This window comes from Streptomyces parvus, from assembly GCF_014648875.1.
Lineage (GTDB): Bacteria > Actinomycetota > Actinomycetes > Streptomycetales > Streptomycetaceae > Streptomyces > Streptomyces parvus.
The window spans coordinates 24769-37424 of record NZ_BMRY01000019.1 but is presented as its reverse complement, the minus strand read 5'-3'; the positions used below and the strand labels follow the sequence as shown (position 1 = coordinate 37424).

Sequence of the window (12656 nt, the reverse complement as noted above, 5' to 3'; positions counted from 1 at the left end):
ATTCGGTCAGACGGCACGCGGCTCGCGCCGCATCACCCACAGCGCCGGGCCGCCGCCCGGCAGCGCCGCCTCGCCGAGCACCGTGAAGCCGAAGTGCTCGTAGAACGGCAGATTGTCAGGCTTGGAGGACTCCAGGTAGACCGGCAGGCCCGCCGCGTCGGCCTTGGCCAGCCCGGAGCGCAGCAGCGCCGCCCCGTGCCCCTGGCCCCGGGCGGCCGGGTCCGCGCCCACGACCGCCAGATACCAGTGCGGCTCCTTGGGCCCCTGCTCGGCGGCCGCCGCGACGGCGTCCCGGAAGAGCGGAGCCCGGTCGCCGAGGATCTCCTCCAGCTCCGCGACCGTCTCGGCGTCGGGGACGGTCTTCTCCTGCCCCTCCGGCGCCACCCAGAACGCGGCCGCCGACGCGGTGCGCTCGCACACCCCGTGGCGGCCGTACTGCCGGGTGAAGATCGTCGTGAAGTACCGGACCAGGTCGGGCTCGCGGGAGGCCCCGCCGGGGAAGAACCACTCCATCATCGGGTCGTCGGCGAAGGCGCGGGCCAGGGTGCGGCTGATCTCCGGGGCGTCGTCGAGCGTGGCCGCCTGCGGAGTGTTCGTTATCGACATACGGGTCATTCTGCATGTTGATGATCTTGAGCGGGGAGGGGGGTCCGCCGAGGGAAGGGAGGTCCCCGGCCCCGGACACCGTTTCCGGATACCGGGGATAGCCTCGCGCCATGGACCGACGACTGGCCGCGTACGCGGTGTGCATCGAGGACGGCCGTGTGCTGCTCGCGCTGGCCGTGGGCCCGGACGGCGACCGCACCTGGACCCTCCCGGGCGGTGGGGTCGAGCACGCGGAGGACCCGTACGACACGGTGGTCCGGGAGGTCGCCGAGGAGACGGGCCTGGCGGCCGTGGTCGAGCGCCTGCTCGGCGTGGACTCGCGGGTGATCCCGGCGGACGAGCGCCGCCTGCCCGGCGCACCCGAGCTGCAGAACGTCGGCATCTTCTACCGTGCCCGCGTCACCGGCGGCCGGCTCCGCCCCGAGCCGAACGGCGACACCGCCGTGTCGGTCTGGACGCCCCTGCCTGAGGTCGCCCGCCTGCGCCGGTCGTCGCTGGTGGACATCGGGATCGCCCTGGCGCAGAGCCTCCCGGCCACCGGTCACGTAGAACCCGTCCCGGTCGGCGGGCTCGTCCAGCACTGAGGACGAACCCGGCCGCCGGCCATCTGGCGAGTGGCCGGCGGCCCAGCGGCTCAGGCCTTGCGCTGCATCGACGAGCGGGCCGGGTTGCCCTGCTCGCCCGCCTTCGGGTCCTTCTCGCCCGCCTTCGCGCGGACGCCCTCCTCGATGCGCTTGCCGATGGTGGCGTCGATGTTCGACCAGTACGTGAACGCCCGCTGGAGAACCGGCTCGGTCACGCCGTTCAGCAGGTGGCCCACCACGTTGTCCACCAGCCGGTCCCGCGCCGCGTCGTCGAGCACCTCGCGGACCATCGTGCCCGCCTGGCCCCAGTCGTCGTCCTCGGCGTGGTCGACGTAGGCCGCCCGGGTGATGTCCCCGTCGGCGTACCAGCTCGGCGGGGGCCCGAACAGCGCCGGGTTCGCCTCCGGGCCGCCCTTGGAGTTCGGGGCGTAGACCGGGTCGGAGGTCTTCCGGTACGCCATCGCCCCGTCCTTGGAGTACGTGTGCACCGGCGCGACGGGGGCGTTGACCGGCAGCTGCTGGTAGTTGCCGCCGATGCGGTAGCGGTGCGCGTCCGCGTAACTGAACAGCCGCGCCAACAGCATCCGGTCCGGGCTCGGGCCGATACCAGGAACGAAGTTGTTCGGCTGGAACGCCGCCTGCTCGATCTCGGCGTGGTTGTCCGTGGGGTTGCGGTCCAGCGTCATCCGGCCGACCTCGATCAGCGGGTAGTCGCCGTGCGGCCACACCTTGGTCAGGTCGAACGGGTTGAACCGGTAGTCCTTCGCGTCCTCGAACGGCATGATCTGGACCTTCAGCGTCCAGCTCGGGAAGTCCCCGTCCCGGATGTGCTCGAACAGATCACGCGTGTGGTAATCCGTGTCCGCCGCCGCCATCTGGTCGGCCTCGTGCTGCGTGAACGTCTCGACGCCCTGGTCGGTCTTGAAGTGGTACTTCACCCAGAACCGCTCACCCTCGGCGTTGATCCACATGTACGTGTGCGAGGTGTAGCCGTTCATGTGACGCCAGGTGCGCGGGATGCCCCGGTCCCCCATCAGCCAGGTGACCTGGTGGGCCGACTCCGGCGAGAGGGTCCAGAAGTCCCACTGCATGTCGTGGTCGCGGAGGTTGTTGTCCGCCCGGCGTTTCTGGGACCGGATGAAGTGCTGGAACTTCATCGGGTCCTTCACGAAGAACACGGGGGTGTTGTTGCCCACCATGTCGTAGTTGCCTTCGCTGGTGTAGAACTTCACCGCGAAGCCGCGCGGGTCACGCCAGGTGTCCGGGCTGCCCCGCTCACCCGCGACGGTGGAGAACCTGATGACCAGGTCGGTCGTGGTGCCGGGCTGGAAGAGCGCGGCCTTCGTGTACGCGGAGACGTCCGCGGTCACCTCGAACTTTCCGAAGGCGCCGCTTCCCTTGGCGTGCGGCTGGCGTTCGGGGATGCGTTCGCGGTTGAACTGGGCCATCTGCTCGATCAGGTAGGAGTCCTGGAGCAGGATCGGCCCGCCCGGGCCGACGGTGAGCGAATGCTCGTCGCTCTCCACCGGGGCACCGGAGTCGGAGGTGGTCGGCTTACGGGTCGTGTCCGTCATGTCCTCGTGTCCTCGTGTCCTGTTGTCGGTCGTGCGCGGGAGCGGGGGCCTCGGCTCGGCCCGGCTCGACGGCTACCCTGTCGCACCTCTGCCAATGTAGGCATATGCGGACGAATCGTCCCGTCGAGCCGCCGGGGTCAGCGGGACCTGTTCCCCGCGATCAGGCGGTAGAGGGCGAGGAGGATCACGGAACCGACGACTGCGGCGATCCACGTCGACAGGCTGAAGAACCCGTCGATCGAATCGACCCCGAAGATCACCTTGCCCAGCCAGCCGCCGAGCAGACCGCCCGCGATACCGAGCAGCATCGTGATCAGGCAGCCCCCCGGGTCCTTGCCCGGCATCAACGCCTTGGCGATGGCGCCCGCGAGCAGGCCGATGAGAATCCAGGCGATGATGCCCACGAAAGTCTCCTTCTGTGTTTCCCGCTCCCGGAGTCCTCGTTGCCCCGGGCACCCTCCGCGTATCCCCCCAAACGGAGCTCACACATCCGCCGGGCGAAGTCCGTCACCCCCGCGACCCGTCATCCGCCCGCCGTCGTTACGCCGGACGGGGCGGCGGACCCCGGAGCTGCCGCCCGCGCACGGAACCACGTCACGCGGGGGCGCCGAGCGGCGGGTGCTCCAGCACGCGGGGCTTGTACTCGACCAGCTGGGTGCGACCGTCGAAGGTCCGGTGCTCGATCATGTCGAGGGCGACGTCCGGATAGCCGTCGTAGATGCGTTCCGCCCCCGTGGCCCCGGTGATCACCGGGAACATCACGACCCGGAAGCGGTCGACGAGCCCGGCCCGCAGCAGGGACCGGCACAGGCTGAGGCTGCCGATCGTGCTGAGGAGCCCCGAGCCGTTCTCCTTCATCGCACGGACCGCCCCCACCGCGTCGTCGCGGACGAGCGTGGCGTTGGCCCACGTCAGCGGGGCCTCCAGGGAGGAGGAGAACACCACCTTGGACGCTCGCGTGAGCTGGTCGACGGACTCCTCCTCTTCGGGCCTGAATTCGTCCTGGCCGCTCGGGACCTCGCCGGCGGCGAAGCCGGACATCAGGCGGTAGGTCTTCGCCCCCATGAGGTAGGTGACCTCGGGCTGCTCACCGAGCCAGGCCAGGTACTCCGGGCCCTCCAGGCCCCAGAACCCGGGCCAGCCCTCGCCCGATGCGTAGCCGTCGAGAGAGGTGATGAAGTCGACGAGAAGCTCCGACATGGCGGTGTCCTTCCGTGAATGTCATGAACGGTGAACGTCATGAACCGGGTGTCATGAACTTGGACCGGCGGCGGTTCACAAACTCATCGGACCCGGTTACCCCCGCCGGGCCGCCACCGCCAGCCGGGTCTCCTCGACGGTCAGGTCCCCGTTCACCGCGCCCGCCGCCATGAGCCCGGACGCAGCGGCACCGATCACCTGCTCGGTGAGGCGGGTGACGTTGCCCGCCGCCCAGACCCCGGGGACCTCCGTCGCGCCGGTCGGGTCGGTCGGGATGTACGAACCGATCACCGCCCCGCCCATCTCCTGCGCCACCGGCTTCAGCCCCAGCGACTCCAGGACCGCCGAGCGGGCGACAAACCGGGCCTGGACCACCAGCGCCTCGCGCGGGACGACCCGGCCGGACGCCAGCGTCACGCCGGTGAACCGGTCGTCCGCGACCTCCAGGCCCGTCACCTCGCCGTCCACGACCGCGACGCCCCGAGCGGCCAGCTGCTCGTACTCCTCCTCCGTGGGCTCAGGGCCCGTGTGAAGGAAGAGGGTCACGTCGTCGCTCCACTGCCGCCACATCAGCGCCTGGTGCACGGCGAGCGGGCCGGTGGCGAGCACGCCGATCGGGCGGTCCGCCACCTCGTGGCCGTGGCAGTACGGGCAGTGCAGCACCTCGCGCCCCCACCGCGCCGCCAGTCCCGGCACGGGCGGCAGCTCGTCGACGAGCCCCGTCGTGACCAGGAGCCTGCGCGCCTCGACGGTCCGACCGTCCTCCGTCACCACCCGGAAGCCCTGCTCGGGCAGCTTCTCGGCCGAGGCCACCCGGCCCTCGACGAACTCCGCCCCGTACCCGGCCGCCTCGCCCCGGCCGATCGTCAGCAGCTCGCCGGGCGGGGTCGACTCGCGGCCCAGATAGTTGTGCACATGGGAGGCGGGAGCGTTACGGGGCTCCCCCGCGTCGATCACCAGAACCGAGCGCCGGGCCCGCCCCAGGGCCAGCGCCCCGCTCAGGCCGGCGGCCCCGCCGCCCACGATCACCACGTCGTACCGCTGCTGCATGTCGCTCCTCCTTCGTCACGCGGCATCACCACCGCTCGACGACGAGAGTGCGCCCGCACAGGCCGAAACGACAAACATCCTTGCCGAAACAGCAAGTCATACGACGCTGAACTCGCACCACACGATCTTGCCGGGGTTCCGCTCGGCCACGCCCCACTTGTCGGCCAGCGCCGCGACGAGCAGCAGCCCGCGCCCGCCCTCGTCGTCGTCCTCCGGCGGCCCGTCCGCCGCGCGCACGACACCGCCGCCGCTGTCGTGCATCTCGACGCGGATGATGCTCTCGACCCGCTCCAGGTAGATGTGGAGCTTGAAGCCACGCCCCGGGGGCACGCCGTGCCGGAGCGCGTTGGTCGCCAGCTCGGTCACGCAGAGCAGCACATCGTCGGCCCGCTGCTCACACTCCCACTCGACCAGAGCCTGACGGGCGAACTTGCGTACGACGGGGATCGACCTGCGCTCACGGCAGTAGAAGGCGGCTCGGAAGTACGGGAGTTGGGTTGTCTCGTTCATGCTTCCACGCTCACACGGAGTTACTACGCTGGAGCGGAGCGGAGAGACGTACAAAAGGTTTTGTACGGGTTCTGACGGGTTGACAGCGGGGCCGGAACGGGGAGAAGCCAGGTCATGCAACCGGGAAAGCAGAGCGGCATCAGGCGGGTTACTTCGTGGCAGCTGGTCGGGGCTCAGTTACGCCACTTCCGCAAACTCGCCGGGCTGACACAGGCCGCCCTCGCCGAGCAGGCCGGGGTGGGCGAGGACACGATCGCCTCGATCGAGCAGGGGCGGCGGGCGCTTCAGTTGGACCTGGCCATCCAGCTCGATGAACTGCTGGACACCAAGGGCGTTCTGCGGGTCGCGGTGGAGAAGATCCCACGGAAGGAGCGTTACCAGGCTCTCGTCAAGGACTATGTGCAGTACGAGCAGAACGCGGCGAGCCTGCTCTGGTACGAGTCCCAGCTCGTACCCGGGCTGCTCCAGACCGAGGCGTACGCACGCTTCATCTTCGGCTGCAACTATCCACCGCTCGAAGAGGACGAGATCGAGAAGCGGGTGGCGGACCGGCTGGACCGCCAGAAGATCCTGGAGCGCAAGCCCCGGCCGATCCTCCACTTCATCCTGGAAGAGAGCATCCTGCACGCGGAGTTGGGGGACCCCGAGGTCATGCTCAAGCAGCTTCTTCACCTGCGGCGCTGCATGGATCTGCCGTTCGTCACCATTCAGATCATGCCCCGGAACACACCTCGGCACGCCGGGCTCTCGGGTCCGCTCATTCTGCTGGAGACCCCAGACCACGACGGACTCGCCTACGTCGACGGCCAGCTGCGCGGAGAGCTGTACGACGAACCCTCCGACGTAAGCGCGCTTATGCAGAGGTATGGGATGCTGCGATCGCAGGCGCTGACCGCCGAGGAAAGCGCCCGGCTCCTGGACGCACTGCTCGCAGCCCTGCTTGGAGAGACATGAACCGCGCCGCCCTTCCCGCCTCCCGTTCCGCCGCACTCGACTGGTTCAAGTCGAGCTACAGCAACGGTGACGGCGGAGCCTGCGTCGAAATCGCCACCCACCCCTCCGCCGTCCACATCCGCGACTCCAAGGTGACCGACGGTCCCGTCCTCACCGTCGAACCCGCCACCTGGAGCGCCTTCGTCCACGGCAGCGGCACCGCCCTCTGAGCAGTCCGACAGTGAACCGCCCCGGCCGCCGCCGCAGCCGGGGCGGTTCACTGTCCGCCCGCTACCTCAGCCTCAGTAGCGGATCCACAACTCGTACACGCCCGGCTTCCCGGCGAACGGGTTGCAGATGAAGACACGGCTCCAGAGGCCGTTGTCAGCGCCGGCGTTCCCCACCGCCTGGCACTCCGCCAGGCTCGCGTGGTGGCTGCGGAGCCAGAAGCCGGGGCCGGTGGCGGAGGCAGTCGAGGCGGTGCCGAGGAGCATCGCTCCGGCGGTCGCCACGGTCACCGCGAGTGCGGCAATACGTCTGCGCATGTCGGGAACTCCGTTTTCAGTCAACGCACATGACCGTGCGTCAGTGAATGAATGAGTCGAGCCGATCCGAACAGCGCGCGCCGCCACGAGAAAGCTAGCGAGCCGGGCTCACCCGCACAATAGGTCTGGACCAATAGGTCACCGCATATGCCCCATGGCCGTAAACCTCTGTCGTGCCGCATATTTCGCTCGGTACGTCAGCTTTCGGCCGACCGCTCCACCGGGATCCACAGCTCCGCCTCTGCCCGCTTCCCCTCCTCCGTCAGCCGCACCCGCAGGATCTCCGGGCCGGGCCTCGACGCGTACGGGTTCGACGGGAACCACTGCGTGAACACATCCCGCCAGAGGTACTGGAGGGCCTGCGGGAACGCGCCCTCGCTCTCGAAGACCGCCCACGTGCCTGCCGGTACGTCCAGGGCGTCCAGGCCCTCCGGAGGCTCGGCCGCGCTCACCACCCCGTGCCAGTAGTCGAGTTCGGTGCCCTCCGCGCGGCTGGGGTCGAGCTGGTCGCTCACCCCGACGATGCCCGCCGGCTCCTGGTCGGAGAGGGCCGCGATACGGTCCAGCTCCTCCCGGCCGATGCCCCGGATGAACTCCGCAATGGCCGGATTCGGTCCCTCGTGGATGAGCGGGACGCGGGCCTTCTTTCCGACCACCCGGAACGCGTTCTTCTCCACCAAGCTGTAGCGCATGGCGCTACTCCCTTCGACGACGAGTCGGAAGGTCAGGCGTTGCTGGGACCGCAGAACCGCGCCCGTCCGGCGCGCCTCCCCGGGTCCGATGCCGTGGACGGCCCGGAACGCGCGGGCGAAGCCCTCCCCCGTGTCGTAGCCGTACCGCGTCGCCACGTCCAGCAGCGAACGGTCGCGGTCACCGAGCACCTCCGCCCCCGCGACCGTCATGCGGCGGCGACGGATGTACTCCGACAGCGGGAGCCCCGCCAGTGCGGAGAACATCCGGCGGAAGTGGTACTCCGACGTCATCGCGATCCGGGCGAGGTCCGCCGCCTCGATGCGCTCACCGAGGTGGGCCTCGATGTGCTCCATCGCGTCGTTCAGCCGTTCCAGCAACTCCTGGTTCCCTTCCCTTGCCCGTTCACCGTAGGGAGAGGCCATCCTCCCGGACCCGACCGTCCGTGCCCGGATCGGTCGGGTCGCCGGGCTTCGCCAGCAGCTCCACCAGGGACGAGAAGCTGTCCCCGGCGTGGCCCGCCTCCATGCCCCGCCGGAACAGGTCGACGACCGCCGCCGGGAGGGTGGAGTCGACGCCCGCTTCGGTGTGGGTGTGCAGAACGTGCTCGGCGCTCGCCACCCCCATGGCCAGGCGGTCGACGTCGCCGGCGTGCACTCCGGCGTCGATGCGTTCGGCGTAGAAGGCGAAGAACTGCGCGAGGGAGTCCGCCGTGTCGACGGCGTGCGGCAGGATGTCGGCCGCCTTCAGGCCGTTCGCGCGGGCGAGGGCGACGGCCTGCCAGAAGCTCAGCATCGAGGTCCAGAACATGACCATGCCGAGCTGGTAGAAGAGCGCGGCGAGCCCCGGGTCCTCGCCCTGGTGCTCGGCCCGGCCCGTCAGCGCTTCGAGCACCGGCCGGTGCCGGTCGAACGCCTCGCGCGGCCCGCTGTAGTAGGTGACCGACTCGGGCTGCCCGATGCCGGAGGGCGGCGAGGTGACACCGCCCGTGAGCTGTACGGCACCGTGCTCGGCCGCCCAGCGGGCCCCGGCGCGGGCCTCCTCGGGCGTGGCGGAGGTGAGGTTGAACAGGACCTTGTCACGCAGGGCCTGTGCGGCCGGCTCCAGTACGGCGCGGACCGCCACGTAGTCCGTGAGGCTGAGGATGACCACCTCGTTCGCCGCGACCGCGTCGGCGGGACTGGGCGCGAGAACCGCACCCCGGGCCACCAGGTCGTCCGCCCGGGCCGCGGTGCGGTTCCAGACGGTGACCCCGTAGCCGCGGTCGAGCAGGGCCCCGGCCATCGCCCGACCCATCGGCCCCAGCCCTATGACGGTCACAGAGCCCGGGTGCTCCGTCGTTGTGCTGCTCATTGATTCCTCCAGTGGGTGGGATCGGTCGGGGCGGGCGGAAGCCTTCTCCGCCCGCCGCCTCGACTAAAACGAACGCTCTATTTAGTGCGTGCCGAGAACGTAGCACAGCTCTAGAACGAACGCTCTACCCAATTCCGCTACAGTGACGTCATGCAGACCAGCACCCGGGACCGGATCGTCGTGGCGACCGCGCGCCTTCTCCAGCGGCAGGGGTACGTCGGCACCGGCATCAAGCAGATCGCGAAGGAGTCGCAGGCCACGCTCGGCTCGATCTACCACTTCTTCCCGGGCGGCAAGGAAGCCGTCGCCGTCGCCGCGATCCGGCACAGCGGGCAGGAGTTCGCGGCGCTGCTGAAGGATTCTCTGGACAGCGAGCCCGAGCCGGCGGAGGCCGTGCTCTCCTGCACCCGCGAGTTGGCGGCCGGGCTCAAGGAGTCGGGCTGGGTGGACGGGTGTCCGGTGGCGGCGGCGGCCCTGGAGACGCTCGGCGCCGACTCGGAGCTCCAGCAGGCGTGCGCCGACGCGCTGAACGGCTGGGAGCGGCTCGTCCTCGACAAGCTGCTGGGCTGCGGGTTCCCGGCGGACGACGCCCGGGAGCTGGCGACCACCGTCATCAGCGCCATCGAGGGCGCCGAGGTGACCGCCCAGGTCAACCGGAGCGAGGAGCCGCTCCTGGCGGCGGGCCGCCAACTGGCCCGGCTGATCCGGTCGTACGGGGTCGAAACGGCTCGCCGCTGACCGCGCCCGGCCCGGGAACGCCGACAGGGGCGGCCTTTCGGCCGCCCCTGTCCTTGTCCCAGCCGGTTCAGCTGAGCTTGGCGTCTTCCACGGTGCTGGTGACCGTGCCTGCGGTGGAGGTGGTCGCCCCGGCCGCGCCGTCGACCAGCTTGCCGAGGTCGCCCACCTCGTCCAGCGCGCCCAGGGAGACGGCCGGTTCGGCCGCGTGCGCGGAGTCCGCGCCTCCCGGGTGCGGGGCGATGGCGGCGATGACCGCTCCGGTGGCGAGGGTGACGGCGGCGAGTACGCTTCGCTTCTTCATGCCCTGCTCAACGGCCGGAACCCGCAAAGGGCACGCCCCGATTCCCTGGCGGCTCCCACCCCCTGCCTACTCTGTGCCCATGGTGGTCTACGCCCCCGCGGCGCTCCTCTTTCTCGTCTTCTGTGTGAGCGTGCTGCGCGAGCGCCGTAAGTTCAGCAACGCCGTCGTCCTGGGGCTCGCCGCGCTCTGCGCACTGGCTGCCTCGCTGTACCGGCTGGTCGCGTCCGATTCCGCGGCGGCTCCGGTCGTGCTGTGGTCGCTACTCGTACTGGGCGCGGTTGCCGTACTCGTGCTGACGTGTTTCCTGTTCCTCAACGGCGTACGCATGGTGCGCAAGGAGGGCCGGAGCCCGTCCAACCTGCTGTCCCTGCTGGCCGCGGTGGGCGTTCTCGCCGTCGTCGCCCTGCTGGTCACCGCCGCCGTGCTGCGGACTCCGGTGCTGATCGGGGTGGCGACGGCGGCCGGTGGACTGGCGGTCTACTTCTCGTTCCTGTTCCTGTGCTTCGTCTGTTACGCGTTCCTCTACGGGCGGCTCCGCGTGCGCCGCAAGGCCGACTTCGTGGTGGTGCTGGGCTCGGGCCTGGTCGGCGGCTCCACCGTGCCGCCGCTGCTCGCGAGCCGGCTGAGGCGCGGGCAGGACGTCCATGCGCGGCTCGCCTCGCGCGGCGGGTCGCCCGTCCTCATCACCTCGGGCGGGCAGGGGCCCGACGAGGACCTGCCGGAGTCCCACGCCATGGCCGACCACCTGGTGGCCCAGGGGTTCCCGGCGCACCTCATCGAGCGGGAGGACCGGTCGACGAACACCGAGGAGAACCTGCGGTTCAGCAAGGCGATCATGGAGAAGGCGAAGCCCGACTACCGGTGCGTCGTCGTGACGAACAACTACCACGCCTTCCGCGCCGCGCTCACCGCCCGGCGGGTCCGGATCCGGGGCCAGGTCGTGGGCTCGCCCACCGCCGCGTACTTCTGGCCCAACGCCACGCTCCGCGAGTTCGCCGCGATCCTCGTGGACTACCGGCGGAGCAACGCGGTGATGTGCGTGATCATCGTCCTCGGCGGGGTGGCCGCGTGGTGGGCGGCGGCCTAGCCCGACGTCCACCAGGCGGCCATCCGCGAGCCCCGGGCCCCGGGCCCCGGCTGAGGGTATCCGCCGGAACCCGGGGCGCTCAGAAGCCGCCCGATGCCTCAGAAGCCGCCGCCGTCGAACCCGCCCCCGAAGCCTCCGCCGTCGCCGAAGCCGCCTCCGCCGAAGCCTGAGGAGTCGAAGTCGGAGCCGGAGAAGTCGCCGCCGCCCCAGTCGCCGCCCGCGCCGCCGTCGCCGAAGTCACCGCCGCCGTACTCGGAGGCGTACGCCGGGGTGGCCAGCATCGAGCCGAGCATGGTGCCGACGAGGAGGCCGGGGAGCAGGCCGCCGCCGAAGTAGCCGCCGGCCCAGGGGCCGTACGCCGGGCCCGCTTCCCAGTACGGGCGGCGGTTGCCGTCGCCGGTGTCGACCGTACGGCTCATGGGGTCCTGGCCCCGGCTGAGCCGGATCTCGTCCGCGCCGCAGACCGGGACCTCGCGGGCCGCGCCGCCGGACGGGGTCCAGAGCACGTCGGCGATCGAGGGGCCGTGGCGGGGGTCGAAGAAGCACGGCGGGCGGCGGGCCGGGATCTGCCCGCCCGTGCGTCGGGCTTCCAGGACCGCGAGGGAGTAGCGGCCGTCCTCCAGGGACTGGGTGACGCCGCGGACGTCCGAGGGGTGTGTGGCCCGGTCCATCTTCGTCTTGGCACTCTCGTAGGAGTCCAGGGCCCGCTCGTAGTCGGCGCGCATGGTGTCGTCCGCGCCCTTCTCGGCGGGGTGGAAGTCCAGGCGTTCCAGGGTTTCGCCGTACGCGGTGATGTCCTCGTCGACGACCACCCGGAGCTTGTCGAGCGCGATGCGCTCCTCTTCCTCTTTGCGGCGCTTGTTGCGGCGGGAGATCGCGTACGCGCCCGCGCCGCCCGCCGCCACTAGGGCTCCGAGCGTGATCAGGCCGCCGACCGGGGCTCCGGGGCCGTCCGCCGCGCCTCCTCCGCCGCCGGACCAGGAGGCGGGGGCGGTGCCGCGGGCCTGTTCGACGGCGCGGTCGACGAAGGCGTTGAGCTGGGCGTCGGCGTTGCCGGCGGTGGTGGGGTTCTCCACGGCGGCGGTGAGGTTCTCGACCGCCCGGGTGGGCATGACCTGCGGGTCCGCGCCCGCGTCGAAGCCGTCGCCGAGGCGTATCGCGTAGACGCCGGTGATGCCGGTGTCGCTGCGCAGGGTCTGGAGGAGGCCTTCCTCCGGGAAGGCGGAGGTATCGGGGAGGACGGCGACGAAGACCGGCTTGTCGGCGTCGGTGATCTTGTCTTCCAGGGCCTTCTCGTCAGCGACGGAGAGCTGATCGCGGGCGCCCGGGTCCACGTACACCGGGTCGTCGCGCAGGGCCTGGGCAGCGTCTTGGATCGTGGCGGCCGGGGCCGCCGACGCGGGAGAGGTCAGGGCGAGAGCCGCCGCTGCGATGATGAGCAGCAGGCCCGCCAGCAGCGCGGGGAAGAGCCTTTTCCTCATACTT

The 12656-nt window shown here is 70.7% G+C and carries 16 protein-coding genes; 5 read left to right on the top strand and 11 right to left on the bottom strand.

The window, feature by feature from the left end; genetic code table 11:
- Window positions 1-6 precede the first annotated feature (6 nt).
- Entirely contained in the window at window positions 7-615 is a 609-nt protein-coding gene (locus IE140_RS34815) for a GNAT family N-acetyltransferase (protein WP_024264019.1), read from the bottom strand.
- 101 nt (window positions 616-716) lie between these two features.
- Between IE140_RS34815 and IE140_RS34810 the strand changes: the two genes are divergently transcribed.
- Window positions 717-1190, top strand: a complete 474-nt coding sequence (locus IE140_RS34810; RefSeq protein WP_150193736.1) for an NUDIX hydrolase — start codon at window positions 717-719, stop codon at window positions 1188-1190.
- Between the two features lie 50 nt (window positions 1191-1240).
- Here the strand turns inward: IE140_RS34810 and IE140_RS34805 are convergent, their stop codons facing one another.
- From IE140_RS34805 to IE140_RS34785, 5 genes are all read right to left on the bottom strand, one after another.
- A complete protein-coding gene (locus IE140_RS34805; RefSeq protein ID WP_150193735.1) occupies window positions 1241-2764 on the bottom strand; it encodes a catalase in 1524 nt (507 codons plus the stop codon).
- 137 nt (window positions 2765-2901) lie between these two features.
- Window positions 2902-3168, bottom strand: a complete 267-nt coding sequence (locus IE140_RS34800) for a GlsB/YeaQ/YmgE family stress response membrane protein (RefSeq protein WP_006127827.1) — start codon at window positions 3166-3168, stop codon at window positions 2902-2904.
- Window positions 3169-3358: 190 nt separating this feature from the next.
- Entirely contained in the window at window positions 3359-3964 is a 606-nt protein-coding gene (locus IE140_RS34795) for a dihydrofolate reductase family protein (RefSeq protein WP_150193734.1), read from the bottom strand.
- Between the two features lie 96 nt (window positions 3965-4060).
- On the bottom strand, window positions 4061-5014 hold the full coding sequence (locus tag IE140_RS34790) for an NAD(P)/FAD-dependent oxidoreductase (RefSeq protein WP_150193733.1): 954 nt from the start codon (window positions 5012-5014) through the stop codon (window positions 4061-4063).
- A 96-nt stretch (window positions 5015-5110) separates the two neighbouring features.
- Entirely contained in the window at window positions 5111-5524 is a 414-nt protein-coding gene (locus IE140_RS34785) for an ATP-binding protein (protein WP_150193732.1), read from the bottom strand.
- A 114-nt stretch (window positions 5525-5638) separates the two neighbouring features.
- Between IE140_RS34785 and IE140_RS34780 the strand changes: the two genes are divergently transcribed.
- Window positions 5639-6478, top strand: coding sequence for a helix-turn-helix domain-containing protein (locus IE140_RS34780; RefSeq protein WP_109196323.1), 840 nt, complete (start codon window positions 5639-5641; stop codon window positions 6476-6478).
- A complete protein-coding gene (locus IE140_RS34775) occupies window positions 6475-6687 on the top strand; it encodes a DUF397 domain-containing protein (protein WP_150193731.1) in 213 nt (70 codons plus the stop codon). Before IE140_RS34780 ends, IE140_RS34775 begins: the two co-directional genes overlap by 4 nt.
- Window positions 6688-6759: 72 nt before the next feature.
- Here IE140_RS34775 and IE140_RS34770 read toward each other — a convergent pair whose 3' ends face one another.
- The 3 genes from IE140_RS34770 to IE140_RS34760 all read right to left on the bottom strand — a co-directional run bounded on the left by IE140_RS34770 (window position 6760) and on the right by IE140_RS34760 (window position 9045).
- A complete protein-coding gene (locus IE140_RS34770) occupies window positions 6760-7002 on the bottom strand; it encodes a hypothetical protein (protein WP_150193730.1) in 243 nt (80 codons plus the stop codon).
- Between the two features lie 197 nt (window positions 7003-7199).
- On the bottom strand, window positions 7200-8072 hold the full coding sequence (locus IE140_RS34765) for an AraC family transcriptional regulator (protein WP_150193746.1): 873 nt from the start codon (window positions 8070-8072) through the stop codon (window positions 7200-7202).
- 25 nt (window positions 8073-8097) lie between these two features.
- Entirely contained in the window at window positions 8098-9045 is a 948-nt protein-coding gene (locus tag IE140_RS34760; protein ID WP_150193729.1) for an NAD(P)-dependent oxidoreductase, read from the bottom strand.
- Between the two features lie 150 nt (window positions 9046-9195).
- Here IE140_RS34760 and IE140_RS34755 point away from each other — a divergent pair, with 150 nt between their 5' ends.
- Window positions 9196-9783, top strand: coding sequence for a TetR/AcrR family transcriptional regulator (locus tag IE140_RS34755; RefSeq protein ID WP_150193728.1), 588 nt, complete (start codon window positions 9196-9198; stop codon window positions 9781-9783).
- Window positions 9784-9850: 67 nt separating this feature from the next.
- Here the strand turns inward: IE140_RS34755 and IE140_RS34750 are convergent, their stop codons facing one another.
- Window positions 9851-10084 (bottom strand): hypothetical protein, encoded by a 234-nt coding sequence (locus IE140_RS34750; protein WP_032780529.1) that lies wholly within the window; start codon window positions 10082-10084, stop codon window positions 9851-9853.
- Window positions 10085-10163: 79 nt separating this feature from the next.
- On the opposite strand from IE140_RS34750, the gene IE140_RS34745 reads away from it, so the two are divergent.
- Window positions 10164-11171, top strand: coding sequence for a YdcF family protein (locus tag IE140_RS34745; RefSeq protein WP_150193727.1), 1008 nt, complete (start codon window positions 10164-10166; stop codon window positions 11169-11171).
- Window positions 11172-11269: 98 nt separating this feature from the next.
- On the opposite strand, the gene IE140_RS34740 is transcribed toward IE140_RS34745, so the two are convergent.
- Window positions 11270-12652 carry a hypothetical protein gene (locus tag IE140_RS34740; RefSeq protein WP_150193726.1) on the bottom strand — a complete coding sequence of 461 codons (1383 nt, stop codon included), beginning with the start codon at window positions 12650-12652 and terminating at the stop codon, window positions 11270-11272.
- Window positions 12653-12656 lie beyond the last annotated feature (4 nt).

What these genes read in the sequence shown, in the direction of transcription:
- IE140_RS34815 (WP_024264019.1), bottom strand. Translation starts at nt 615, where the DNA reads ATGACCCGTATGTCGATAACGAACACTCCGCAGGCGGCCACGCTCGAC.
- IE140_RS34810 (WP_150193736.1), top strand. Translation starts at nt 717, where the DNA reads ATGGACCGACGACTGGCCGCGTACGCGGTGTGCATCGAGGACGGCCGT.
- IE140_RS34805 (WP_150193735.1), bottom strand. Translation starts at nt 2,764, where the DNA reads ATGACGGACACGACCCGTAAGCCGACCACCTCCGACTCCGGTGCCCCG.
- IE140_RS34795 (WP_150193734.1), bottom strand. Translation starts at nt 3,964, where the DNA reads ATGTCGGAGCTTCTCGTCGACTTCATCACCTCTCTCGACGGCTACGCA.
- IE140_RS34790 (WP_150193733.1), bottom strand. Translation starts at nt 5,014, where the DNA reads ATGCAGCAGCGGTACGACGTGGTGATCGTGGGCGGCGGGGCCGCCGGC.
- IE140_RS34785 (WP_150193732.1), bottom strand. Translation starts at nt 5,524, where the DNA reads ATGAACGAGACAACCCAACTCCCGTACTTCCGAGCCGCCTTCTACTGC.
- IE140_RS34780 (WP_109196323.1), top strand. Translation starts at nt 5,639, where the DNA reads ATGCAACCGGGAAAGCAGAGCGGCATCAGGCGGGTTACTTCGTGGCAG.
- IE140_RS34775 (WP_150193731.1), top strand. Translation starts at nt 6,475, where the DNA reads ATGAACCGCGCCGCCCTTCCCGCCTCCCGTTCCGCCGCACTCGACTGG.
- IE140_RS34770 (WP_150193730.1), bottom strand. Translation starts at nt 7,002, where the DNA reads ATGCGCAGACGTATTGCCGCACTCGCGGTGACCGTGGCGACCGCCGGA.
- IE140_RS34760 (WP_150193729.1), bottom strand. Translation starts at nt 9,045, where the DNA reads ATGAGCAGCACAACGACGGAGCACCCGGGCTCTGTGACCGTCATAGGG.
- IE140_RS34755 (WP_150193728.1), top strand. Translation starts at nt 9,196, where the DNA reads ATGCAGACCAGCACCCGGGACCGGATCGTCGTGGCGACCGCGCGCCTT.
- IE140_RS34750 (WP_032780529.1), bottom strand. Translation starts at nt 10,084, where the DNA reads ATGAAGAAGCGAAGCGTACTCGCCGCCGTCACCCTCGCCACCGGAGCG.
- IE140_RS34745 (WP_150193727.1), top strand. Translation starts at nt 10,164, where the DNA reads ATGGTGGTCTACGCCCCCGCGGCGCTCCTCTTTCTCGTCTTCTGTGTG.
- IE140_RS34740 (WP_150193726.1), bottom strand. Translation starts at nt 12,652, where the DNA reads ATGAGGAAAAGGCTCTTCCCCGCGCTGCTGGCGGGCCTGCTGCTCATC.